The organism is Peribacillus sp. B65 (assembly GCF_058513295.1).
Map to the genome: position 1 here is coordinate 4,271,150 of NZ_CP195840.1, position 24,858 is coordinate 4,296,007.

The following is a 24,858-nucleotide window of genomic DNA, read 5'->3' on the forward strand; positions in this document are numbered from 1 at the left end:
AAAGGAGGCAGAGCCACTCAGGGGGAGTGGGCTCTGCTTATTTAATTCCTTCAATATGCTTGATGACCTTCGCTGGGTTTCCACCGACAACAACGCCTTCAGGAACATCCTTTGTTACGACGGCCCCTGAAGCGACGACGGAATGACTCCCTATTGTAACGCCGGGATTGATGATGGCCCTTCCGCCAATCCATACATGATCCCCTATCGTAACCGGCTTTCCGTATTCCACTCCAGAACTGCGTTCAAAGGGATCCAGCGGATGTGTGGCTGTATAGATATGCACTCCGGGAGCCAACATGCAGTCCCTGCCAATTTTCACTTCACAAACATCCAAAATGACACAATCGAAATTAGCATAAAAGTTTTCCCCGACAGAAATGTTGTATCCATAGTCACAACGGAAAGTGGGTTCAATATATACATTTAGCCCAGTGGAACCTAAAAGCTGTTTCAGCAGTGCAGTTCGTTCGTCCCCTTCGCTTTCCGTTGTCTGATTGTATAACCGGGTCAACTTTCTGGCATTTTCCCTATCTGTGATTAATTCCGGATCAGCGGCCATGTAAGGTTTCCCGCTCACCATCTTTTCTTTTTCAGTATTCATGTTTACCTCCTATATTCTTGTTTTTTTATAGTTTGGTTAAATATTAAAACATTTTTCCTGCAAAATAAATTGCGGTACTTTTTACTCAAATTCCTGTTGAATCTAAATGCCTCTCTCGTTTTCTTGGAAAGAAGTAAGAAAAGAAAGATTTTTCCGAATAATGAATGAAATAGCTTTGACAAACGTTCCGCCGAATTTTATAGTAAGAAGAGTTATGGATGATTCATAGTTTCATGAAGGTCCATTTTAACAGATAAGTAGAATGGTTCGAAGTTCATGTCACTTTTTACCGGAAATTGATGGACAACTTTTCTTCGTTAAGATAATCAAATCAATGGAGGGCTCTATATGTCACAGAAAGCACCGCTATCTTTTGTCATTGTAACAGGATTAATGCTTTTTGCTTTATTTTTTGGAGCAGGAAACTTAATTTTCCCTGCCATGCTCGGTCAATCCGCGGGGACCAATTTGTGGTCGGCCAGTTTAGGGTTCATCATTACTGGTGTTGGATTGCCATTCATTACAATATTGGCATTTGGTTTTTCGGGGAAAAATGATGTTCAATCGCTTGCAAGCAGGGCACACCCGTTATTCGGCATCATTTTCACAGTCGTTCTTTATTTATCTTTGGGACCGCTTTTCGCGCTTCCAAGAACGGGGAGTGTGTCCTACGAAATAGGGATTAAACCTTTCCTATCTAATGATGTCGGTTTTTTACCATTGCTGATATTCACGATCATATACTTTGGAATTGCCTGTTTGTTATCCATCAATCCATCAAAAATGCTCGATATCGTCGGAAAAATATTAACACCTTTATTATTGATTTTCATCGGGATTCTCATTGTGGTCGCCATTATTAACCCAATGGGTGAAATCCAGTCACCAGCGGCTGATTATTCAGATAATTCTTTCTTCAAGGGGTTTAAAGAAGGATATTTGACCATGGATACGCTGGCCGGATTTGCATTTGGGATCATCGTCATCAACGCGATCAAAGATAGAGGGATAACATCAAGAAAAGAAGTGTTAGGCTTCTGTTTGAAAGCCGGCTTAATTGCTGCCACCTTGTTGGTGATCGTTTATGCGTCCATAACTTATGTCGGGGCAACAAGTGTGGAAAAACTCGGTCAACTGGGTAATGGCGGAGACGTTTTGGCTCAAGCCTCGAATCATTTTTTCGGACCGGCTGGTGCCGTGTTGTTAGGGTTGATTGTGATCGCTGCTTGCCTGACGACAAGCATCGGTTTGATAACGGCTTGTGCTACGTATTTCAATAAAATACTGCCTGCTGTATCGTATAAATCATATGTCGTCATCTTCTCCGTTTTCAGTGCGGCTGTTGCCAATGTAGGTTTGACAAAGCTCATTTCCATTACAGTGCCTGTGTTAACGGCGCTTTATCCCGTGGCGATCGTTTTGATTGTCCTAACGTTCTTCCATTCCTTATTCAAAGGGAAATCGGAGGTATATTTAGGAAGCTTATTATTAACGGCCATCATCAGCATAATGGATGGAATAGTGGCATCAGGCATTAAAATGGATGCCGTTTCGGACCTTTTCACTCAATACCTTCCACTATATAGTGTAGGGGTGGGATGGATAATTCCTGCCATCATCGGCGGTGTATTGGGCTACATGGTATACCTATTGAAAGGCGACCCTAAGGAAGCCTATTAAGGGATATCATTCACTAACATCGATTCTTGAAAGGAGCTGTCTTGCTAACAGCTCCTTAGTTTGTCTACAAAAGCAGGCAGGAACGTCTTTTACATAAAAAACTGCAGCGAACTAGTTCTATGGTTTTTTATTGTTTTATGAAACTCTTATTGGATTGAAGAAATCTGTGACACGCAATTTGCTTTGATGAGTCTTGGTATCGGAGTAAGGGAGCGGATTTCAGAATGAAAAACTGCAGGGGAATCTCGTTTTATTCCGAGTTTATCCACAGTTTGGGAGCTGTCTTGATGACAGCTCCTTTTCTTAGTGTTTGTTTTTAATGGGAAAGAGCCTTAAAATGTTCAGAAAGGGGTGTAGGAACATAATGATCAATCGACTACCAATAGAAATAGCAAATATATTACAAGCAAGCAAAAAGAATCCTGCTCAATTTGAGGAATTGATCAGGAGCGGCGGATATCTGCCTCCCGAGATGGAGTTGATGGTGGATGCCATCACGGCCTTGAGCATGGGAAAGAATATCCTTTTGAAGGGTCCGACAGGGGCTGGAAAGACAAAGTTTGCCGAGACATTATCGAACTTATTCAACCAGCCGATGTTCAGCGTCAACTGCTCAGTCGACTTGGATGCAGAAAGCTTATTGGGCTTCAAGACGCTGGCTTACAAAGAGGAAAAACAAGTGATAGAATTCGTACCTGGACCAGTGACCAATTCGATGAATCACGGTCACTTCCTATATATAGATGAAATCAACATGGCAAAACCGGAAACTCTGCCGCTTATCAATGGCGTGCTTGATTACAGAAGGACGATAACGAATCCGTTCACGAATGAAGTCATAACGGCAAAAGAAGGCTTTAATGTGATTGCTGCAATCAACGAAGGGTATGTGGGAACAGTGCCGCTGAATGAAGCGCTAAAAAATAGGTTTGTCGTCATTGAAGTTCCTTATATCGAAGGGGAGCAGTTAAAGCAATTGATAGAAACCAATACAAAGCTGGAGGACCCAAAAAGTATTGATTTGTTCGTTAAACTGTCGAGTGATTTGATAAATGCCGTGAATCAAGGGAAGGTGGCTGAAGATGCGGCATCGATCAGGGCTTTGCTTGATGCTTGCGATCTGAGTGTGTTGATCCCGGCGAAACGGGCGATTCTTCGTTCCATTGTGGATAAGTTGGACGAGGAACGGGAGCGTGAGTTCGTGAAGAACTTGGCTGACACATTATTCTAACTAGGAGAATGCCTCATGAAGTATATCCGGTTCAATGATTCAATAATAGATACGGCTCTTTTTTTACAGCTTCAGGATCTCTCGACCGTTTTATCCGGCATTCCTGAGCTGGAATTCGAATACAATTATGGCTCCTTCATTGATCTGATCGAGAATAAGGTCACAGCTAGCCATTTTTGGGAAAATGGTAATAAGGAAGTGAAGGAAGCGGGATTGAAAACGGACGTGCTCCTTAGAACGATAGGCACGCTGCATCATACGACAATCCAGAGCATGAAGGAGTACCAGGACAGCATCGGGGAAAGTTCACTTCCGAAGTTTGCAGCCCAATTATTCGCTTTGCTGGAAGATTTGCGATTGGAAGAATTGGTGAAGAAAGAAAGGCCAGGCACGAAAAAATGGTTTTCGGTAAGGGGGGCTTACCTTAAACAATATTTCGAAAGCCAATTGGCGACGAATGTCACAAGAAGTTTTGCACTGGATGAATTATACTGCCTCATATATTTACTGCTTCAATCTGACAGGCCGGATCCGATTTTTCCAAGAGCCAATGAAAGGCAGCTGGAAGAACTGGAGAAGCTCAAACCGTTCATCCATTCGGTCTTTGAAGCCACTAAAACCAGTGATATCACAAGGATTTGCGAGCAAATCGTTTTCCGTGTCAATGATGGATACGAGGATACGATGAATGAATATTTCATTTTCCCCATTGCAAGTGTGGAAAAGTATAAAGCAAATACCTTATTTGATGAACTGACTAGAAATGATGAACTGTTGAACGATGATACAGATGATGCAGACGAAGAAAAAAGTGAGTTCATTGATGAAAAATTTTCGACTTGGCATCGGGAGAACAAGAACGGCGAGAGTAATTCGACGTTTCTCCAATTTGAATTGGAGCAGGGAACGAAAACAAGCCTGATGGGCGGAGGTGCCCGGGAAGCGGAAGATGCCGACCAAGCACTGGCTTCGATCCAGGGTTCATCAGGTGAAAGTCAACAAAAGGAATACAATCAGCAAGAAACGCTGGAGAAGAAACAAACCAATATGGGCAAAAGCGGTGAACATCCATTTGGTGAAGAAAATAAAGACGTGGTTCAGGTAATCAAGGAAGCAAAAGTACCAACACTTACGGAAGAGAAGCGCTACCGTGAGTTTGTTGCGGATATCGAACCGTTTAAGAGAAAACTCTCCAGTACAATTGAAAAAACACTGGAAAATAAAAAGAACGCACCTAGAAAAGATTTGGTTTTTGGCCGTTTATCAAAGAAATTACTGCCGCTTGTATTTGAAGAGAATCCTCGGGTTTTTTATAAAAAGAACCAGGATTCAAATGAAATGGATGCCGTATTCACATTGCTTATCGATTGCTCGGCATCCATGCATAACAAGATGGATGAAACGAAACGAGGGGTGGTCCTGTTTCATGAAGTACTGAAGAAATTAAGGATCCCCCACTCGATAGTAGGCTTTTGGGAAGATGCAAATGAAGTGAGAGAAGGATATCAGCCAAACTACTTCCATGTGATTCAATCCCATTCTGATTCTCTTTATCTAAACTCAGGAGCTAAAATCATGCAGCTTGAACCTGAGGAAGATAACCGGGACGGATACAGTATCAGGGTTGCCGCAATGGAATTGGAAAAAAGACGCGAAAAAAACCGTTTCTTGCTCGTGTTTTCCGATGGTGAGCCGGCAGCTGCCGATTATGATCAAAATGGCATTGTCGATACACATCTTGCTGTTTCGGAAGCCAGAAAAAAAGGCATCGAAGTCATCGGCCTGTTTTTAGCCGATGGAGGCATCGATGAAAGTGAAGAGATGACGATGAAAAACATCTATGGCAAAGAACGCCTAATGATTCCGAGTGTAGCTGAATTGCCAGAGCAATTTACACCGCTGTTAAAAAAATTGCTGCTGAAGACCATTTGAGAAATCGGGTTTCCCCTGAAAAGCAAGATTAGAACGGAAATAGGAATCCGATTAGAATAAAGGAATAAAACACAGTAAGATCCAATGGGATCTTACTGTGTTTTTTTGTTTTCATGTCAGTTATTTGCATTAAGTGAATATATTGGTGGAGACTTGAAAAGACAACGAATGCGATTTCTTTTGACGGGATTGGGGTAAACCATAGATGAGGAAGTGATCATGTTGATGAATTTACTTTTTATGCTGCTTTATTTTATAATCATTGTTCTTGTTATTGAAATATCGGTCACCTTGATGAAATTGACTGGATTAAAAAGCACAGTGGCAAGATTTCAGGTTATTTCCATGCTGACGGGCACTGGTTTTACAACTGACGAGTCAAAATCCATTATCGATCACCCCGTTCGAAGGAAAATAAGCATGTTCTTAATTTTATTTGGTGCATTCTCGCTTGCTGTCATCATTTCATCGATCAGTACATTGCTTACAGATGATTTGCGCTTGATGGAGTTAAGCATCATTATTGGAATACTGCTGGTTTTAACCGTTTTAGTGAAAGTTCCATTCCTGAATAATAGATTATCGAATAAGATGAAAAGTGAAATGTACAATCATTATGAATTATGGGAACACCCGATAGAAGAGGTCCTATTTTTAGAAGATGAAGACGTGGTCATGGAGATCGATATTTATGAGGACTCGGAGTTCATCGATGTCAAAGCCTATGATGTCATATCACATGGAGCCGACATCAATATTTTATTTATTGAAAGCGGAGAAGTGAAAATCAGAAAAGAGCTATATGAGTATAAAATCAAATTAGGGGATAACCTCTTTTTATATGGAAATAAAAATGAGATAGAAGAAACATTTTCTAAAGAAATCGAAGAGATGAAGAAGAAAAAAAGTGCATCGGAGTGAAAAGAATCCCAGCCTGAAATTTAAGGCTGGGATTTTTTGAAGAAGGACTTGATTAATGTTTTTTATTCGGTAATTTCTGAGCGGGATTCCCATTGCCTTGACGGCGCATATTGCCTTCTTCCTTTTTTTGCTGCTCTTGAATGCTTTCAACAAACTCCTTTGAACTTTTCATGGAATGTACCTCCTTCGTTATTTTCTTTTTTACTATAACCAGAAGAGGTAGAATTCATGAGGGATCTGAATACCTTGCAAAAAGCAAATGTAGTATTATATGGACTTAAGATGGTAACTATGTTCCATAAGTGAGTTGATAAGAATGTGGATCAATCTTCTTAAATATCGTTATCTATGTTAGAATACATTACATTAGAATATTTTGAATATTGACAAAAATAGGGTCGATATCTATAATAATCAATAATAATATCCATGAATAAACGTTTATTGGAGTTTTGCCTATGGAACGGACAATGACTGTCCGAGATTTATGTGAGTTGCATACTCTTTTACAGGACAGTGATATTCAAATTCTTGAAAACCTATCAACGAATTTATCGTTGATAGCCAATTTGAATAAAGCGAATGTGTTTATTGATTGTCCGGTGCGTGAAGGGAAGCATGCCATTGTCGTGGCAGAGGCATGCGGGCATTCCGTGAATTCGGTTTACGATCATCCGGTTGTCGGAAAATTTGCCTATGAGGCTTTTGAACCGGCCGTATTTTATGTATTGCGTACCGGAAAGGACATGTTCGTGAATCGGGCATTGACTCAAGAGGGAGCAATGGTCCAGCAAAGTGTCGTTCCAATCAAGGGGGAATGCAATCGGGTCATCGCCGTTTTGATCATGGAAAAGGTGATGGATGAAGAACCTGAAACTTCAAATCAGTTTGATAGGCAAGATCAGCAGAATTCCTTAGTTCCTGAATTTATCGAGGAGTCCATTTTCCTGATTAATAATCAAAATCGACTTGTCTATACGAATCCTTCTGCCATTAACCTAGTATCGGAAATATGCATGACGGAATGTGTCTTAGGTGAATCCATTTTCGAATATTTTCCTGGCTTTGACGATGTTCTTGCTTCAAAAGAGGACATTTTAATGAAGGAAATGAACATTGGTAAAAAGATTTTCCAAATAAAGAAATTCCATTTGGGCAATAAGAATTCCAATGAAACGTTCATCATCATCCGGGACCTGACTGAACTGCGGGATAAAGAGAGAGAGCTGATTAGCAAATCAGTAGCCATTCGTGAAATTCATCATAGGGTGAAGAATAATTTGCAGACAGTGGCCAGTTTACTTCGGCTGCAAATGAGGATAGGGGCCCCTGAAGAAATCAAGCCCCATTTATTGGTCAGTCTGAACCGGGTGTTAAGCATCTCGTCGGTTTATGAAATCATTTTGGCAAGCAGTGAGGTCGAACATGTGGATCTGCTGGAGCTTATTAGGAAAATAGGCGATATGATTGTTCATACGGAGGGTCATGCCCGTCAATGCCTAAGCATTGAATATAATGGTGAGCTTCATTCCATTGATTCCGACATTGGCATATCTGTCGCGCTGGTGGTGAATGAGCTCATCCATAATTGTGTGAAGCATGCTTTCAAGGAAGGGTCGGAAGGGAAGATTACCGTATGCTTGCAAAAGGATGATCCTGTATTGGAAATTCAAGTAAGAGATGATGGCATCGGGTATACACCTGCTATGAAACCTTCTTTGGGGCTGGATATCATCCGAATGACGGTGGAAAACGATTTGGATGGGGAGTTTTCGATTCATCGGATTAAAGAAGGTACCCTGGCTTCTGTAAGATTTCCATACAAGAGGTAGGTGGGAGAAGTGGTCAAGAGGATTTTGGTCGTGGAGGATGAATCGATACTTCTGCTTGATATAACGATCATGCTCAAGGATGCAGGCTTCGATGTGGTTGGACATGCACGTAATGGCGAGAAGGCAATTGAATTGGCACATGCACTACAGCCGGATCTGGTTTTGATGGATATCAAAATGCCTAAAATGAATGGGCTCAAGGCTAGCGATGTGATATCCAATACCTTTCAGATTCCAGTCCTGCTTTTAACCGCATTCAGTCAGCGTGAATATATCGATGAGGCGAAGCGGGCGAATATCGTAGGTTATCTTGTAAAGCCAATTACGGAGGCGAATCTGATTCCGGCAGTGGAGATAGCTTTGCTGCAAGCAGCCAATACAAAGAAGTATCAGGAACGAAATGCTCAATTGGATGAAACTCTCACAAATCGTAAAGTCATTGAAAAGGCAAAAGGTATCATCATGAAAAGGAAGAATGTAACGGAAGAAGTCGCTTACAATAAGCTGAGAAGGCTAAGCATGGATAAGCAGCTTTCCATGGATACGGTGGCACGACGAATCATTGCAAATGATCAAAAACAAGTAAATAGATGAAGCAATGGCGCTTTGATGGACCAAATTGGTTGTAGGCAGGCATTTCTGCCGGGTAACCTAAGTTTGGGCTATAAGAGGCGTCTTTTTTATACCCTTTTTTAAAAGTCGATAGGCCAAATCAAATCGGAATTCAGGGGGAATATGTATGGAGATGGTAGGTAAATTCGTTATTTATATCATTATGGTGTGTGCCGTTGTCGGTGCTATTGCATCGATTAAAGACAGTGAGCAAGGCTTGGGGAAACAGTTCATGGAAGGTTTGCATACCGTTGGCCATATATTTATCCCGGCAGCTGGAATCATGGCCTCGATCCCTTATTTATCATGGTTCATCAATACAGTATGCGGCCCGGTTTTCGCTGCGATCGGTGCAGATCCCGCCCTCGCCGCAACAACGATTTTGGCGACGGATATGGGGGGCTACCAATTAGCGGCCGAGCTGAAGGAATCGTATGAAGGCTGGATCATGGCGATGATTGTCGGTTTTATGTCTGGGGCAACGATTGTATTCTCAATTCCAATGGGGCTTGCGATGCTGGAGAAGCGTGATCATAAATACATGGCACTTGGTGTCATGTCAGGAATCCTGACGATTCCCATTGGCGCTTTTATCTCAAGCGTGCTGGTGGTGGCAACGAATTCGAAAATCCGCGAAGTGATTTCCACGAATGCGGATTCTACATACGAATTCGCGTTGAGCTATTTGAAAATTGCCCTGAATCTTTCCCCTCTTCTTATTTTTGTGGTCTTGCTCGCGTTAGGCCTTTATTTCCTACCGGATTTGATGATCAAAGGTTTCATGTGGTTTGGAAAAATATTGGACGCCGCGATTAAACTAGTACTCGTGTTTTCGATCGTTGAAATTTTCACGGGATTGTTTTCCAAAGTATTTGGTGCTTGGGGTTTCCATCCGATCATGGCCGATAAGGCAGACCAGTTCCGTGCCCTGGAAACGGCGGGGTATATCGGGATAATGCTGGCAGGTGCATTTCCAATGATTTACCTGATTCAAAAATATGCAGGCAAGCCTTTGGAAGCGCTGGGAGGGAAAATTGGGTTGAGTAAAGCTGGGAGTGCAGGGATATTAGCCACGGTAGCCAATATATTAGCAATGTTCAAGCTTGTTAAAGATATGCCGCCGAAAGATAAGGTCATAAACATCTCCTTCGCTGTGTGTGCGGCCTTCCTATTGGGCGATCATTTATCATTCACAGCCAACTTTCAGCCCTCCTTAATATTACCGATCATTGTCGGTAAGCTATCTGCCGGAGCGATTGGAATCGGTCTTGCTTACTGGCTGTCCGTTCCGAAAGCTTTGGAATTAGAAGAAAAGGATCGTGCAGCAGGAGTTATCGGCATTAATGAATATAAAACGAAAAACGAAGAAGAAAACAGCAATGAAATCCAAGTGGTGTAAAACTGGGGTGTGATTTTAATGAATGAACAGGTGGAACGAATCATCAGTGCAGGAATTGATATTGGCACCAGTACGACGAAACTTATTATCAGCGAGCTCTCGCTTAGGAATGTGGCGGGTGGCGGACAGGTGCCAAAAATCGAAATTACCGATAAGGAAATTCTGTATCGAAGTCCCATTTTCAGGACCCCGCTTTTATCCGAGACGGTAATTGACATACCTGCTGTTCAAAGAATGGTGGAAAGTGAATACCAAAAAGCAGGAATCACGATTGAAAACATACAAACAGGGGCTGTCATCATCACTGGGGAAACGGCAACCAAACAAAATGCAGAAGAAATGGTGTACCGGTTATCTAAAGCGGCGGGGGAATTCCTTGTAGCGGCAGCCGGTCCGGATTTGGAGGGAATCATTGCCGCCAAGGGATCCGGTGCCTATCAACATTCCATCAAGACAAGAAAGACTGTAGCGAACATAGACATTGGCGGGGGGACCGCGAATATTGCCGTATACCATTCAGGCATGCTTTGCGGAACCTGCACACTGCATATAGGAGGCCGTTTGGTGGAGTGGGACGGAGCGAAGGTGAGGGTTGCTCCTTCAATAGGAAAATGGCTGAAATCAAAAGGGCACTCTCCTTTGAATGGTGAAGGGTCAATCATCGCAAATGAAATGGCGAAGGTGCTTTCGAGGTTTTTGGCTGGCTCCTTCACAAAAGAAGATGAACTTCTATTAGTTGGGAAGGGGCCATCTTGGACAGAACGAATAGAAGTGTTGATGTTCTCGGGCGGTGTCAGTGATTGCATTTATCATGTAGAACGGGAGGACAAAAGCTTCCGGGATATCGGCATGATGCTTGCGGCCTCTATCAAGGAAAGTGAAGAATTGGCCGCATGGGAGTGGGAACAGCCCGTTGAAACGGTTCGGGCGACTGTACTTGGAGCAGGCGCACATACAACTGAAATCAGCGGAGCAACCATCGAGGTGAATGATTCTCATCTGCCAGTTCGTAATATTCCAGTCTATCGGGTCGATTTTCATGGCGGGCTTGATGATGTAACCGCGAAAATGGCACAAGCTGTTCAGGATGCGATCACAATATACGACGCCTTGCAGGAGGGGCTGAATTTTGCCTTTTATTTAACGAATTTACCTTATCAATCATTTCGGGACATTCACCGGCTCGCAGTCGCTTTCACCGAGGCACTGAAGCAAAAACCGAATCGGCAGCAGCCTCTGATCGTTGTCATGGATAGTGATTATGGGAAGGCACTTGGTCAAACCATTCTAGCGAACCAACCGGATCTGCCGGTCATCTGCATTGATCAGACAGAAGTGGAACATGGTGATTATTTGGATATAGGAAGGCTGCTTCGGACAGGAGTCGTTCCGGTTGTAGTAAAAACGCTAACCTTTCACAGTTAGGAAAAGGAGGATTATACGATGAAATTATCCACTCAATACTTTGGGGAAATCCATCAATTCAAATCGTTGAAAGAAGTCCTGGCCAAAGCGAATGAAGAGAAATCAGGAGATAGACTTGCGGGAATTGCAGCAGATTCTGTCCAAGAACGGATTGCGGCGAAAGCGGTGCTTAGCGAATTGACTTTGGCGGACATTAGGAACTATCCCCTGCTCTCCCCGGAAGAGGATGAGGTGTCGCGGATCATAGATGGTCTCATCAATGGAACCATCTATCAATCTGTGAAGAATTGGAGCGTTGCCGAGCTGCGAGAATATATTTTGAGTGACGACACGACCGGCGAGGATTTAAAGCGATTAAGCAGGGGATTGAATAGTGAAATGATTGCTGCGGCAGCCAAATTGATGTCGAACCTCGACCTTATCCATGCAGCCAATAAAATCGAAGTGCTCACCAAGAATAATAGCACGATCGGATACAAAGGAACGCTTGCTTCGCGCCTTCAGCCTAACCACCCGACTGACAATGTGGATGGCATGCTGGCTTCTTTAAAAGAAGGCCTCTCCTATGGAATCGGGGATGCACTCATTGGAATCAACCCTGTAGATGATTCGGTCGAAAGCGTAAAGCGGCTGCTTCATGCGACACAGGATGTCATCCAGAAATGGAACATTCCGACCCAAAATTGTGTGCTTGCGCATGTGACCACGCAAATGAAGGCCGTACAGCAAGGTGCGCCTGCTGATATGATCTTTCAAAGCATAGCCGGAACGGAAACGGCCAATCGCTCTTTTGGAATTAACGTACAATTGCTCGAAGAAGCTAATGAGATCGCGAAGGCCTATGGGACCGGCACAGGCCCGCAGCATCTTTATTTTGAAACGGGGCAAGGCTCCGAGTTATCGGCTGAAGCGCATTTCGGAATCGATCAGGTGACGCTTGAAGCCAGGAACTATGGATTTGCCCGCTATTTTGATCCGTACATTGTCAATACGGTCGTCGGATTCATCGGACCTGAATATCTATATAACAGCAAGCAGGTCATCCGAGCCGGGTTAGAAGACCATTTCATGGGAAAAATGCATGGACTGCCGATGGGTGTGGATATTTGCTATACGAATCATATGAAGGCTGATCAAAATGATATCGAGGACTTGGGTGTACTTTTAACGGCTGCTGGTGTGAATTTCATCATCGCAACTCCGATGGGGGATGACTGCATGTTAAACTATCAGTCTTTGAGTTACCACGATATAGCGACTTTGAGGCAAACGATGGATAAGCGGCCTGCCCCATTATATGAAGCTTGGCTGGAGAAGATGGAGATTATGGAGAATGGAAAATTAACGAAGCGTGCCGGTGATCCAACTATATTTAACCATTAGGAGTGGATGAAATGGGAATGAATCATAAGGAAGATTTGGATGCCTTGATAGCCAAAACCCCTGCACGCATAGGTGTAGGCAGGTCAGGCACCCGGCCGAAAACGGATTCTTGGCTGAAATTTCGTTTTGACCATGCGGCGGCCGTCGATGCTGTATATGGTGAAGTCAGTGATATTCTTTTGAAGCGCTTGGATTTATTCAAGGTGAAAACGAAGGCCGATGATAAGGAAGTTTATTTACGGCGTCCGGATTATGGCAGGAAGCTTTCGGATGAAGCAAAGCGGGTGTTAGAAGCCAAATGCATAAAGGCCCCAACGGTTCAAATCATCATTTCCGATGGCTTAAGTGCCAAGGCGATCGAAGAAAATGTGGAGGACGTCTATTTATCTTTCAAACAATCTTTGGCAGTGGCAGGTCTGGATACAGGTACACCTTTTTATATTGAAAAGGGCCGGGTTGCCGTGATGGATGATATCGGTGAAATCCTTGGACCTGAAGTCATTGTCCTGTTGATCGGTGAACGGCCTGGTCTGGTCAGTGCTGAATCATTGAGCGCTTATATATGCTATAAACCACGTTTGGGCACCATTGAAGCGGAGAGGATGGTCATTTCCAACATCCATAAAGGAGGGATTCCTCCTGTTGAAGCTGGGGCACATCTTGGCACGGTCATTCAAAAGATCCTCAAATACCAAGCGAGCGGCATGTCCCTCGTGAAGAAGGAACATGAAGAAGAAAAGCGTGAAAAACTCGGTTGACAAAATAAAATGGAGAAGCGAGTTACTCCACTCAGTTTGTCGGCAAAAGGGGGTTCGGGATGGTCTCATTCCGGATGATGATTAAGACTAGGACATTGATTTCCTCTCCAGGCACTCGCTTTTCGCGGGCGGTCCGGCAGCCTCCTCGACGCTTCGCGCCTGCGGGGGTCTCCCTTGGCCACTCTTGTCCGCAGGAGTCTCGTACCTTCCGTTCCAATCAAATGAGACGTTTTTAAAAATGAAAACTACAGGATGGTCTATTCCGAACCAAGCTGGTATCCTTGATGTTTTTTTTACTGTAATCCTTATTGTATGGAAGAAAATTGAAACACTCCTGCCAAAAAGCTGGCTAGCCGAGATGCGTCGAGGAGACTTGGCAGACAGGGAGCAGATTCTGAAAACGACTGGAACGTCTTTTAAATAAAAACTGCAGGCATACCCGATCTATTCGAATTTGCCTGCAGTCTGGGGGGAGCGAATCGCTCCTCTATTTACTTGTCCCTAAATTCCATAATCCAAACGGGTTGTAGAAGGGATGGTCTTCTTCATATCTAAAGTCCTGAAGGCCCGTCAATATAAAGTCTGGTGCATCTTGCTGAATGCTAAACGTTTCGCCATTCTTAAAGAGAGGCCGTTCACCTACATGGTAATAATTAAATGTGTTAAGCAGAGCAGCCGCCTCTTTCGGACTCATTGTGTTAAGTGTCACGGCATCCGGAAGACCAAAGGCTTTCATTCCGAATGAACAATAATAGTCTTCTTCTCCGATGATCGTGACAAAATGGGCATATACCGAGAGAATATCCGGGCTATGATGTAGATGCTGCCAATCTTCCTTTGAATGGGCAATTCCAGCGGTTTCTATCTTCACTGCCATTCCGCCTGCCCTTAGGATCGCTGCCCCGGCATCAATCAAATCGATAACAGTTCCGGTATCGGATACATCGGCTATTATATAAACGGTAAAGGTATGGTCATTGATTTCCTCTAATGCATTCTCTGAAAAGGCGTCTTTACTGGCGTAAGAAAAGCTCTCTTTCAAAGTGGGTTCATAATCATGGATCTCCGCCTGAAAAGTAATGTTCTTATCACTGTTATGAAAAACATTCCCGGCTAACAGATACCCTTCGCTTTGGGAAGCGACCGTTTGAATCAATTCTGTCCGGTCCTTCCATTTACCGGGTATCCCGATGATGATTTGGTTGTCCTTCATGGATCATCTCTCCTTTCCGATCACTTCATACTATACCAATGCTGATGTTTTCCATAGTATTTCAAAAAAATAGTGCCAAGCACCGATAAATGGCAGTGAGGGATGTGCAGGACTTTTTCAAAATTATACAATTGATGTATAATATAATCTAGTAAACGTATAGCCTATCTTCAAAGGAATTCCCCTAGTGGGTTTTCTCATAGGGCCGTATCTTAATAATCTATTCGTATATATCATTGATGAAAGAGAGTGGAATATAATGGGTCGTAAGTGGAATAACATTAAAGAAAAAAAAGCGTCAAAAGATGCTAATACTAGTCGGATTTATGCTAAGTTCGGACGGGAAATATATGTAGTGGCAAAACAAGGTGAACCAGATCCAGAATCCAATCAGGCATTAAGGGTCGTGCTTGAGCGTGCGAAAACGTACAATGTTCCAAGAGCGATCATTGACCGTGCGATTGAAAAAGCCAAAGGCGGTTCGGAAGAAAACTATGACGAACTTCGTTATGAAGGGTTCGGTCCAAATGGTTCAATGGTCATCGTGGATGCATTGACAAACAACGTGAACCGGACGGCATCTGATGTACGTGCCGCATTTGGGAAAAATGGCGGGAATATGGGTGTCAGCGGATCTGTTGCTTATATGTTCGATGCAACGGCAGTCATCGGGATTGAAGGTAAAACGGCTGATGATGTTCTTGAACTGTTAATGGAAGCGGATGTTGATGTACGTGACATCATTGAAGAAGAAGAAAGTGTCATCGTTTATGCAGAACCTGAACAATTCCATGCTGTACAACAAGCATTCAAGGATGCAGGAATCAGCGATTTTACAGTGGCCGAGCTGACGATGCTTGCCCAAAATGACCTAACCCTACCAGAAGATGCACAAGCACAATTCGAAAAAATGATTGATGCATTGGAAGATTTGGAAGATGTTCAACAAGTTTATCATAATGTAGATCTTGGTGAATGAAATAACAAGCAGACCTTTGCTTTATGATCAAAGGCCTGCTTATTTTATTTGAAAGAAAAGAGCCTGTTCCGAATCACGAAACAGGCTCTTTCCTTTTGATTATTCACTTATGGTGATTCCGGAAAGTTCACGATCCTTCTTTACCTTTTCCAATTCCGAGATTGTGACCAGTTGATAACCTTGGTCATGCAGTTGTTTGATGATTTTTCCTGCAGCCTGGGCGCTAGTTTGGTAGATATCATGCATTAATATGATTCTGCCATCTTTGGCTTTACTCATCACCTTGTTTACGATTTTCTTTTCATTGCGTTCTTTCCAATCTTCGGGATCGACATCCCAAAGTGTGACTTTCATATCCTCCATGTATTCACGTACATTATTGTTAATCGCTCCATATGGGGGACGGACGAGATTTGGCTCAGCACCTGTAGCTTTTTCTACAGCGTCTTGGGTCTTTTCGATTTGATCTTCGATTTTGTTCTTGCTTAAGCGCGTCAGCTGCGGATGATCCCATGAATGATTACCGATCTCATTTCCTTGCTGCAGCATTTTTTGAAGAACTTCCGGATAGTGCTGAACGCGGCTTCCAAGCACGAAAAACGTCGCGTGACCATCATACTTGTTCAGGTTTTCAAGAATGGACATGGTATGACTTGGATGCGGCCCGTCATCGAACGTCAAGGCAATGACCTTTTTTGAAGGGTCGATCCATTCATTTTGCACGGGCAGTTTGGCAACGATATGTTGCGGCTGCCATTCCTTTACACGATCCTCATTCAAATCTTGACTTTGATATGAATCTAGCAAACTATCTTTAAAAAGTTCCTTCTTGATGGCTATTGTATGGGTCTTGGTTGAATCATCAGTCTTAACGTAGAATACAAGCGTATTTTTCAAGACTGAAAAAGAATTGAAGTTGGCTGCCTTCAGTTTGTTTTCCTTTTTAATGAGACTGTTTGAAATGCCTTCTTCTTCCTTCTCCGTTAACTCTTCAAAAACAATATCGGATAAAACGGATAAATAATCAGTATCCGTGGCAAAGATGTCTTCTATGGAGAGCTTTTGCTGAGATGGAATATCATAAGTGAAGATCTGGGTTCCAGACTGCTTCTTTCCTTCCACTTGCTCATATTTATCGAAGGAAATCGTAATGGTCTGTTTGCTGAAATGGAGGATCGTATAGGTGAGGTTAAGCTCGGAAGCTTTTCCGTCGGATGCTTTCCATTTCTTTTCATAATCCTTAATTTCTTTCTTTATGTAGGCTTCTAGCTGCTTGTCGATCTTTTCTAAATGCAGAACGGGCCTGCTGGCTGAATATCCGCCTTTCGTATTATCTTTCACATACGTTTGAATATCGGCTTCTGGGTAATTTTTATCGGTTGTATAGGCCGAAACGGTTCTTTTCTTATCAAAAGCAAGGCTTTTGATGGCTAACCCCAATGTTCCCACAGCAGCTGTTAGACAAAATAGAAAAATAAAGACTTTTTTATAATTTAATTTCCTCATGATGCACTCCACCTCGATAATCATTCTACTATATAGACGCGCCAAAAGTCTTAAAAGTTTGTAAAAAATTTCATTTTTTTATATTTATATATTTCCTTGCTCATTTTCAAACTTTTATGGCTCCACCAACGTCTATTCTATGTACCTAGGATACGGAATTTAAATGTAAGGAGCTCTATCATGCAATGAAAAATCCAGATATGAATCAATTACTCGCGGCCCGGATAACCGAACGGCAAGATAATTTGTACAGACTTGCTTTTTACTATGTCAAAAACCAAGATGATGCCCTTGATATCGTGCAGGAATCGATCAGGAAAGCGCTAGCCTCCAGCAGCAAAATCAAAGACGCTGCTTCTATAGATAGTTGGTTATATAAGATCATCGTCCGAACGGCACTGGATGTATTGCGGAAGGAAAAGAAACTGACCGTCGCCGATGACGAAACAATAGAATACTTACGCAGCGGTGAGGAAGATCACTATCCTGACCTCGATTTGCAAAAGGCCCTGGAAGGACTTTCAGTCAAGTACAAAACGGTAGTCGTCCTCCGTTTCTTTGAGGACCTGAAGTTGGACGAGATAGCGGAAGTGCTGGAAGAGAACGTAAGCACGGTTAAAACGAGATTATATAAGGCGCTGCAACTATTGCGGATCAACATGACTGAACGGGAGGAAACGAAAAGATGGAAAAAAAATTAAAAGATCTGCGGGAAGAATATCTTAAAATACCGATACCAAAGGAATTGAATGATGTCGTTCAAGCAGCCTTGAATGAAAAGCCAAGGAAGAAGCCGAGGGTTGGCAGGAATATCCTCGTGTCAGCGGCTGCAGTCCTTCTAATCGTGACAGCTTCCGTAAACATCAGCCCGGCAGCGGCGAAAGCCATGAGTGATATTCCAATAGTCGAGAAGGTCATCAAAGTGATTACCTTCGTCGAATGGAAAGAAGAAGCGAATAATTCCTCGGCAGTAATCAAAACACCTGCTATATCCGGTCTGGAGAATAAACAGCTCGAAGATAGCTTGAATGATAAATACTTATCGGAAAGCAAACAGCTATATAAGGAATTCACGGACTCCATGTCAAAACTGAAGGATGGGGAAAAGGGCAATATCTCGGTGGAAAGCGGATATGTGATATTGACGGATAATGAAACGATATTATCGGTACAGCGTTATACGGATACGATTCAGGCCTCCAGTTCCACGGAAAGTCAATTCGATACAGTCGACAAGAAGAACGAAGTGCTTTTAACGTTAAATAGCTTATTTAAAGATGATCGTTATCTTCGGGTGATCAGCGAAAACATCAAGGAACAGATGAAGCGGCAGATGGCTGAAGATCCGGAAAAGATATATTGGGTGGAAGATGATGATCTTACTGCATTTAAAGGCATCGATGAAAACCAAAACTTTTATATTAACGAAGATGGCAAGCTAGTCATTGCCTTTAACAGCTACGAAGCTGCGCCGGGATATATGGGGGCAGTCGAGTTCATCATCCCGACAAAGGTGCTGTCAGACCTTCTTGTTGGCGATCAATATATCCATTAAAATGGCTCTATTGTAATTCTTATGACGGGCGGAGGGTTTTTAAAACGGTACAAAACTCATTAAAAAAAGACGAACCAACGTTACTTGATTATAGTAACCTTGGCTCGTCTCTTTTTTGTTCGAATTTCATCTGATCCAGTTCCAGCCTCATTTTTTCCGTCTCCATAAGAAAGTTTTCATGTTTAAGTTTTTCAAGTTCCAATTCAACTTGCAGCATCTTGTGTTTGGTTTTTGACTGTTTTTCAAAATGGGTTGTCAGTATTCCAAGTATAGGGATGGAAAAAATCATCACGACGGTTATGATCCCGAACATTAAGGTGCCTCCTCGTTTTTATATCTATTATACGGTGTATATAACGGTAATGGTTTGATTATTCAAAATTTGCCATTTTGATTCTCATTAATATGTGCATGGCTACCAAAGTAATACCATTAGTGAAGTTAGGGTAATATATCATTGATGGCCGCTTTCTATTAGATTATATGGACTGTTTTTTAGTATAAATCCGGACTTTGGCTTGTATGGTGGAAAGGCACTTCTATTTATTTTGAAATTAATTATTTAAATATACTAAATATTTGTTTACAATAGAGAAAATAAAATGTTATTATACAATAATAAAAGGAGGACTAGGTATGGCAACGATAAATAAACAGAAAATTGTGGATAGTGTACCTCAAAAAGGTTTTTTTGGAAACCCTAAAGGACTATTCACCCTTTTCTTTACTGAGTTCTGGGAGCGTTTCTCCTATTATGGCATGAAGGCCATTCTTGTTTACTATATGTATTACGAAGTTTCTAAAGGGGGACTAGGTCTTGATGAACCCACAGCCCTTGCCCTTGTATCCATATACGGATCTTTAGTATATATGTCAGGTATAATTGGCGGATGGCTCGCCGATAGGATCTTCGGGACTTCAAAAGCCGTATTTTACGGTGGTATCTTGATCATGCTCGGGCATATTGTCCTTGCTGTACCAGGCAGTCTCTCCATGTTCTTTGTTTCCATGGTACTTATCGTTCTGGGTACTGGTTTATTAAAACCGAATGTTTCCAGCATTGTCGGTGAAATTTACGCAGAAAATGACGAACGCAGGGATTCCGGTTTCAGTATATTCTATATGGGTATCAACATGGGTGCATTCCTTTCACCGTTTGTTGTCGGTACAGTCGGAATGGACTATAGCTTCCATCTTGGTTTTGGACTTGCGGCAATTGGTATGTTAATTGGACTCATCGTCTTTGTTACAACAAAGAAAAAGAACCTGGGCCTGGCTGGAACTCTTCCTGCTAACCCATTATCACAGAATGAAAAGAAAAAAGTATTCACTAAATTGGGGATAGCTGCACTAATCATAGCTGCCATTATCGGCATCACGGCTTCTGCAGGCATCTTAACGATTGAAACCTTCATTAATCTTGTAGGTATCCTAGGGATCGTTATTCCGACACTTTATTTCATTTTCATGTATCGCAGCCCGAAAACGACTTCTGTTGAACGTTCACGCTTGATTGCCTATATTCCTTTGTTTATAGCAGCCGTCATGTTCTGGGCGATTCAAGAGCAAGGTGCAACTATATTAGCAAGCTATGCAGACAAACGGACACAGTTGAATTTTGCTGGAATAGAAATAAACCCGGCATGGTTCCAATCTTTGAACCCTTTGTTCATCATTACCCTTGCACCAGTATTCGCATGGTTATGGATTAAACTAGGAAAGCGTCAGCCGACCATTCCTCAAAAGTTCTCAATCGGTTTACTGTTCGCCGGTTTATCATTCCTGGTGATCCTGCTTCCTGTTTATTTCGGTGGATCGGACGCATTAGTCAATCCGCTATGGCTTGTACTTAGTTATTTCCTTGTAGTACTTGGAGAACTTTGTTTATCTCCTGTAGGACTCTCAGCTACTACAAAATTGGCTCCGGCCGCATTCTCGGCACAAACGATGAGCCTGTGGTTCCTGGCAAGTGCAGCAGCACAAGCACTGAACGCACAAATTGTCAGATTCTACACGCCTCAAACCGAAATGGCTTATTTTGGAGTGATCGGTGTTGCCTCAATGGTCCTTGGACTTGCCCTGATGGCCTTATCACCAAAGATTCAAGGCTACATGAAAGGCATTCGCTAACACTTAGCCAGCAGTAAAAGAAAGATGATCTCAGATTAAATGGGATCATCTTTTTTTATTTCGTCCTTGAAATATGATCGATTTTTTTCACGGTTATGATTCAATCCTTTAAATTCTTTTTAATATGATTCATAGTGAACACTAAGCTTGGGAAGGGCCCGATATCCGTGATAAAGAAAATACAATATCCTAAAATGAAATAAAACGAAATATGATACTGTTGCCAGGTAGAAATAAGCGAAAAAAAGAGCATCCTTTATAGGATTGCTCTTTTTTCCGGTTGTAAGAATCTTTTCCTTTATTGGGTCAAACGCGTCATTTCACCATTGGTTTTTTTTATGGTCTTATTCGTTTTAGTCATTGCAATGGTTCTTTTCTTTAGTTAAGTTCAGCCTTTTCCAGCTTGGAATCCTGGGTATTTGGTCATTCCGCCATCAGCATATAAGGTCATTCCCGTTACGTAGCTAGATTCGGAGGAAGCTAGCCAAGCGGCACAAGCCGCAATTTGTTCCGGTTTTCCGATGTATCCCATCGGTATCAGGTCGATGACTTCTTGTTTAGCTTTTGGATCATTGAATTTTTCGGCATTGATGGGTGTGTCGATTGCCCCAGGTGAAATATTATTAATGCGAATCCCTTTAGGAGCATATTCAAGTGCAAGGGTTTCTGTCATCATCTTGACTCCGCCCTTACTTGCTGCATAGTGGACAAAATGAGGCCAAGGGATCCGGTCATGAACGGAAGACATGTTAATGATATTCCCCTTAATGCCATGATCGAGCATATAACTGATTGCTTCCCTGCTTGCCAGGAACATTCCGGTTAGATTTACATCGATGACTTTCTGCCAATCTTCAAGAGTCAATTTTTCGCTGGGCACTTCATTTTCAATACCAGCATTGTTGATCATGATGTCGATTGTGCCAAAGGTGTCCACAGCGAATGAAAGCAATTTCTTCACATCCGCCTCCTTTGAAACGTCGCCTTGAATGGCTGCGGCTTTCCCGCCTGCCGCTTCAATCGTTTTGATGATTTCCTTATGGTCGCCATTTTCAGTGTGATAATTTAATACGACATGCGCTTTTTCTTTACCGAACCTTTCGGCCATGGCTTTTCCTAACCCTTTTGCCGCCCCAGTGATCACTACCACTTTTTTCTCTAAATCTTCATACATCATTTATCGCTCCTTTGACTATTCTTTTGTAAAGCCGATCATGATTCCGCCAGCAATTACGAGTACACACCCGGTGATGACGAAGACCATTTGCTTTTTGGATTTTTTCTCGCCTAAAAGAAAGATGCCGCCTAAAGTGGAAATGACGATCCCCATTTGGGAAAATGAGAATGCGATGGCAACGCCTACTTTTGGATTAGCGAGCAGGAGGCCGATATTACCGACTGCCCACATCATTCCGGTTAGAATATTTCTTCCGGCATATTTATTAAACGGTTTATGTTTGATGGATAGGAGCAGGGCAGCCAGGAACATGCCAATTGCTTGCGGCAGGATCGCCGACCATCCGTCAACTTCATTCCATCTGACGACAATGACATATGTAACATAACCGACCGTTGAAATGGCAAGATATAAAACCCCTTTTTTCATGCTTCCTGCTTTTTTGTTATCACCATCGCCGTAGCTCGTCAGCAAGACACCTGTAATCAAACAGATTATTGCAACTATGCCGATGATGATTGTCATCCTGTCATTCCATTCCCTGAAAATGATCACTGCAAAAAACGTATTTCCGAGAATTTGCAGTCCTGTTGAGATTGGAACGGTTTTCGATACCCCGATTTCCTTGACGCTGTTGAATTGAAATAACTGCCCGAATGCCCAGCCTATTCCGGAAATGATACCGACAATCCACACTGTACTGCTCCATTCCGGCGGATTGATGAAAGACATCATGATGGCGAACAGTAATGAACCGATTGTAATGCCAAGTGTTTGATTATAAGAGTTGCCTCCGAGCTTTTCGGAAACAAGCACTAAGCTGCCCCATGTCAATGCAGGGAGTAGCGCAAAGAGAAAACCTTCCACAAATTTCATCTCCTAAACTAGAAAACAATGTTCTAATGAATATAAAATAGTTAGTTAGTAAGCTATTGAATGTATTTAGAGTTTTCCCTTTACACGGGAAAGAAAACATGGTTTTAATTTACCAAATTGGAATTTTATTTTTCAGGGTGGAAACAATGAAAAAATAAGGGGTTTATGGTATTTTTAACTTAAAAACAGATAGGAGAAAAAGAATGACGACACTGAATGAATGGTTTGAAAAGGGGATTCCCGCTAAAGAATTTGTATCCTCGATGAAGGTTCATAAAGAAAACTTACAATCGATTCAGGAGGGTTTTTCCGTTTCTGCAGAGGACCAAGGCTTTTTCGATGAATTAAAGACGAAGGAACTTAGGGCCATTGTCATTACCGAAGACTGGTGCGGAGATGCAATGATGAACATTCCAATACTGCTGAATATAGCTGAAGCGGCAAATATTGAAACTCGGATGGTTTTACGAGATCAAAATCTTGAACTGATGGATCAATACTTAACGAATGGAACAGCGCGTTCAATTCCCATTTTTATATTCATTGATAAGAATGGTGAAGAAAAAGCTATTTGGGGACCACGTGCACCAAAGGTACAAGAGTATGTAATGGAGTTAAGGTCAGACCTGCCGGCCAAGGATGATGAACGTTTCGAGGCAGCGCAAAAAGCAGTCATCAAGAAGATAACTGCGGCTTTTGCTGAAGAAAAACACCTGTGGGATGAAGTATACAGCAGTATCAAGGAAGCATTGGGAAGCTGCTGACAGCGGGGATATCCCTTTTTAACCTTGAAGTTACTTCCATAATGAAGGGCTGTTTCAAAACGGAGACTGCAACCATTTTGGTTGGTGAATCTATAGTATTCATGGTTCTTTTAGTCCTGGTTTGAGAACAGCCTTTTCATTTACTTATGATTCCGGAATGATTGTAACGCCGATTGTTCGAATAGGAGAATCTTGTTTAGCACTCTGATTTGTAGCGTTGTAGTATTTTACCATTAAATCGTTCAATTCATTTTGAAAGTTAATAAAGCTTTCATCATCAAGCTTTAGTTCTAAAAGGGAAAAGGTTGAACCATCTTCTGCGCAGTCTCTTTCTTCCAATCTAGTAAGATAGTTTTGATATTGGGTCATAAGGGATAATTGATAATAAGAAAAATAGTTCACCTTTTTTTCATTAGAGGATTTTTTCCATTCTTCCCCGCTAAGTCGTGCTTCTTCTTCATTTAAAACGTAGTATTTTTCGGAAACGGATCTCACTTTTTTCTCTTTTACAATGCGAATGACACCTGAATCAAATAGAACCTGTATATGTCTATATAATGTTGCTTGGGGTACATCTTTAATGATTTTTAACATTTCTAATGGCGTTAAACCATTTTCCCTGTTTCTCATTAAAGCTTGGGTAATCTTCATTCTTACAGGATGCATTAAAATTTCGGCTTTATTAATCATCTTATTCTCCTCACATTGGAAATTAAATAATTTCAATTGTAAATAATTAATGTCTTCATGCAACAAAGCTTAAATGTTATTTATAATGATAATATTATCATTATAAATAACAATAAAACCTCATACAATATTTTATCAAGAAAAAACAGGTGAAAAATCCCAATTCAAATGTTATCATTACTGATAATGAT

The 24,858-nt window shown here is 42.0% G+C and carries 23 protein-coding genes and 1 pseudogene; 16 read left to right on the forward strand and 8 right to left on the reverse strand.

Features of this window, described 5'->3' with window-relative positions:
- Positions 1 to 37: 37 nt before the first annotated feature.
- A complete protein-coding gene (locus tag ACSR9O_RS20760) occupies positions 38 to 604 on the reverse strand; it encodes a sugar O-acetyltransferase (protein WP_230178468.1) in 567 nt (188 codons plus the stop codon).
- Positions 605 to 952: 348 nt separating this feature from the next.
- Here ACSR9O_RS20760 and brnQ point away from each other — a divergent pair, with 348 nt between their 5' ends.
- The 4 genes from brnQ (at position 953) to ACSR9O_RS20780 (ending at position 6,368) form a co-directional block, all read left to right on the forward strand.
- Positions 953 to 2,284: a branched-chain amino acid transport system II carrier protein gene (gene brnQ / locus ACSR9O_RS20765; protein WP_101225540.1), complete on the forward strand. Its 1,332-nt coding sequence runs from the start codon at positions 953 to 955 to the stop codon at positions 2,282 to 2,284.
- Between the two features lie 364 nt (positions 2,285 to 2,648).
- The gene (locus tag ACSR9O_RS20770) at positions 2,649 to 3,515 is read left to right on the forward strand and encodes an ATP-binding protein (RefSeq protein WP_260359125.1); all 867 of its coding nucleotides are present in this window, start codon (positions 2,649 to 2,651) and stop codon (positions 3,513 to 3,515) included.
- 15 nt (positions 3,516 to 3,530) lie between these two features.
- The gene (locus ACSR9O_RS20775; protein ID WP_402944993.1) at positions 3,531 to 5,447 is read left to right on the forward strand and encodes a vWA domain-containing protein; all 1,917 of its coding nucleotides are present in this window, start codon (positions 3,531 to 3,533) and stop codon (positions 5,445 to 5,447) included.
- 219 nt (positions 5,448 to 5,666) lie between these two features.
- Positions 5,667 to 6,368, forward strand: coding sequence for a hypothetical protein (locus ACSR9O_RS20780; protein ID WP_232783026.1), 702 nt, complete (start codon positions 5,667 to 5,669; stop codon positions 6,366 to 6,368).
- A 52-nt stretch (positions 6,369 to 6,420) separates the two neighbouring features.
- On the opposite strand, the gene ACSR9O_RS20785 is transcribed toward ACSR9O_RS20780, so the two are convergent.
- Positions 6,421 to 6,540, reverse strand: coding sequence for a DUF4023 family protein (locus tag ACSR9O_RS20785; RefSeq protein ID WP_048686276.1), 120 nt, complete (start codon positions 6,538 to 6,540; stop codon positions 6,421 to 6,423).
- Positions 6,541 to 6,826: 286 nt separating this feature from the next.
- Here ACSR9O_RS20785 and ACSR9O_RS20790 point away from each other — a divergent pair, with 286 nt between their 5' ends.
- The 7 genes and pseudogenes from ACSR9O_RS20790 (at position 6,827) to ACSR9O_RS20820 (ending at position 14,201) form a co-directional block, all read left to right on the forward strand.
- Entirely contained in the window at positions 6,827 to 8,200 is a 1,374-nt protein-coding gene (locus ACSR9O_RS20790) for a sensor histidine kinase (protein WP_101225537.1), read from the forward strand.
- A gap of 9 nt (positions 8,201 to 8,209) precedes the next feature.
- Positions 8,210 to 8,794, forward strand: coding sequence for an ANTAR domain-containing response regulator (locus ACSR9O_RS20795; protein ID WP_101225589.1), 585 nt, complete (start codon positions 8,210 to 8,212; stop codon positions 8,792 to 8,794).
- 145 nt (positions 8,795 to 8,939) lie between these two features.
- On the forward strand, positions 8,940 to 10,211 hold the full coding sequence (gene eutH / locus ACSR9O_RS20800) for an ethanolamine utilization protein EutH (RefSeq protein WP_491724998.1): 1,272 nt from the start codon (positions 8,940 to 8,942) through the stop codon (positions 10,209 to 10,211).
- An 18-nt stretch (positions 10,212 to 10,229) separates the two neighbouring features.
- A complete protein-coding gene (locus ACSR9O_RS20805) occupies positions 10,230 to 11,636 on the forward strand; it encodes an ethanolamine ammonia-lyase reactivating factor EutA (RefSeq protein WP_491724999.1) in 1,407 nt (468 codons plus the stop codon).
- A gap of 18 nt (positions 11,637 to 11,654) precedes the next feature.
- Entirely contained in the window at positions 11,655 to 13,019 is a 1,365-nt protein-coding gene (locus ACSR9O_RS20810; RefSeq protein ID WP_101225534.1) for an ethanolamine ammonia-lyase subunit EutB, read from the forward strand.
- A gap of 26 nt (positions 13,020 to 13,045) precedes the next feature.
- Positions 13,046 to 13,777: pseudogene (gene eutC / locus ACSR9O_RS20815) on the forward strand (ethanolamine ammonia-lyase subunit EutC); the annotation flags it as partial.
- Between the two features lie 238 nt (positions 13,778 to 14,015).
- Entirely contained in the window at positions 14,016 to 14,201 is a 186-nt protein-coding gene (locus ACSR9O_RS20820) for a hypothetical protein (protein WP_491725000.1), read from the forward strand.
- Positions 14,202 to 14,264: 63 nt separating this feature from the next.
- Here ACSR9O_RS20820 and ACSR9O_RS20825 read toward each other — a convergent pair whose 3' ends face one another.
- Positions 14,265 to 14,990 (reverse strand): DUF4261 domain-containing protein, encoded by a 726-nt coding sequence (locus ACSR9O_RS20825; RefSeq protein WP_260359117.1) that lies wholly within the window; start codon positions 14,988 to 14,990, stop codon positions 14,265 to 14,267.
- 259 nt (positions 14,991 to 15,249) lie between these two features.
- Between ACSR9O_RS20825 and ACSR9O_RS20830 the strand changes: the two genes are divergently transcribed.
- Positions 15,250 to 15,969: a YebC/PmpR family DNA-binding transcriptional regulator gene (locus ACSR9O_RS20830; RefSeq protein WP_053536610.1), complete on the forward strand. Its 720-nt coding sequence runs from the start codon at positions 15,250 to 15,252 to the stop codon at positions 15,967 to 15,969.
- Between the two features lie 99 nt (positions 15,970 to 16,068).
- On the opposite strand, the gene ACSR9O_RS20835 is transcribed toward ACSR9O_RS20830, so the two are convergent.
- Positions 16,069 to 17,475: a polysaccharide deacetylase family protein gene (locus ACSR9O_RS20835; RefSeq protein ID WP_260359115.1), complete on the reverse strand. Its 1,407-nt coding sequence runs from the start codon at positions 17,473 to 17,475 to the stop codon at positions 16,069 to 16,071.
- 185 nt (positions 17,476 to 17,660) lie between these two features.
- Between ACSR9O_RS20835 and sigV the strand changes: the two genes are divergently transcribed.
- A complete protein-coding gene (gene sigV, locus ACSR9O_RS20840) occupies positions 17,661 to 18,176 on the forward strand; it encodes an RNA polymerase sigma factor SigV (protein ID WP_101225528.1) in 516 nt (171 codons plus the stop codon).
- The gene (gene rsiV / locus ACSR9O_RS20845; protein ID WP_260359113.1) at positions 18,161 to 19,030 is read left to right on the forward strand and encodes an anti-sigma-V factor RsiV; all 870 of its coding nucleotides are present in this window, start codon (positions 18,161 to 18,163) and stop codon (positions 19,028 to 19,030) included. Before sigV ends, rsiV begins: the two co-directional genes overlap by 16 nt.
- An 88-nt stretch (positions 19,031 to 19,118) precedes the next feature.
- Here rsiV and ACSR9O_RS20850 read toward each other — a convergent pair whose 3' ends face one another.
- Positions 19,119 to 19,343, reverse strand: coding sequence for a hypothetical protein (locus ACSR9O_RS20850; protein WP_101225526.1), 225 nt, complete (start codon positions 19,341 to 19,343; stop codon positions 19,119 to 19,121).
- 323 nt (positions 19,344 to 19,666) lie between these two features.
- On the opposite strand from ACSR9O_RS20850, the gene ACSR9O_RS20855 reads away from it, so the two are divergent.
- Positions 19,667 to 21,160, forward strand: a complete 1,494-nt coding sequence (locus ACSR9O_RS20855; RefSeq protein WP_260359112.1) for a peptide MFS transporter — start codon at positions 19,667 to 19,669, stop codon at positions 21,158 to 21,160.
- A 388-nt stretch (positions 21,161 to 21,548) separates the two neighbouring features.
- On the opposite strand, the gene ACSR9O_RS20860 is transcribed toward ACSR9O_RS20855, so the two are convergent.
- Positions 21,549 to 22,334, reverse strand: coding sequence for a glucose-1-dehydrogenase (locus tag ACSR9O_RS20860; protein ID WP_101225524.1), 786 nt, complete (start codon positions 22,332 to 22,334; stop codon positions 21,549 to 21,551).
- Positions 22,335 to 22,352: 18 nt separating this feature from the next.
- Positions 22,353 to 23,204, reverse strand: a complete 852-nt coding sequence (locus tag ACSR9O_RS20865) for a GRP family sugar transporter (protein WP_413243123.1) — start codon at positions 23,202 to 23,204, stop codon at positions 22,353 to 22,355.
- 212 nt (positions 23,205 to 23,416) lie between these two features.
- On the opposite strand from ACSR9O_RS20865, the gene ACSR9O_RS20870 reads away from it, so the two are divergent.
- Positions 23,417 to 23,977, forward strand: coding sequence for a thioredoxin family protein (locus ACSR9O_RS20870; protein WP_491725001.1), 561 nt, complete (start codon positions 23,417 to 23,419; stop codon positions 23,975 to 23,977).
- A gap of 144 nt (positions 23,978 to 24,121) precedes the next feature.
- Here the strand turns inward: ACSR9O_RS20870 and ACSR9O_RS20875 are convergent, their stop codons facing one another.
- On the reverse strand, positions 24,122 to 24,667 hold the full coding sequence (locus ACSR9O_RS20875; protein ID WP_491725002.1) for a helix-turn-helix domain-containing protein: 546 nt from the start codon (positions 24,665 to 24,667) through the stop codon (positions 24,122 to 24,124).
- Positions 24,668 to 24,858 lie beyond the last annotated feature (191 nt).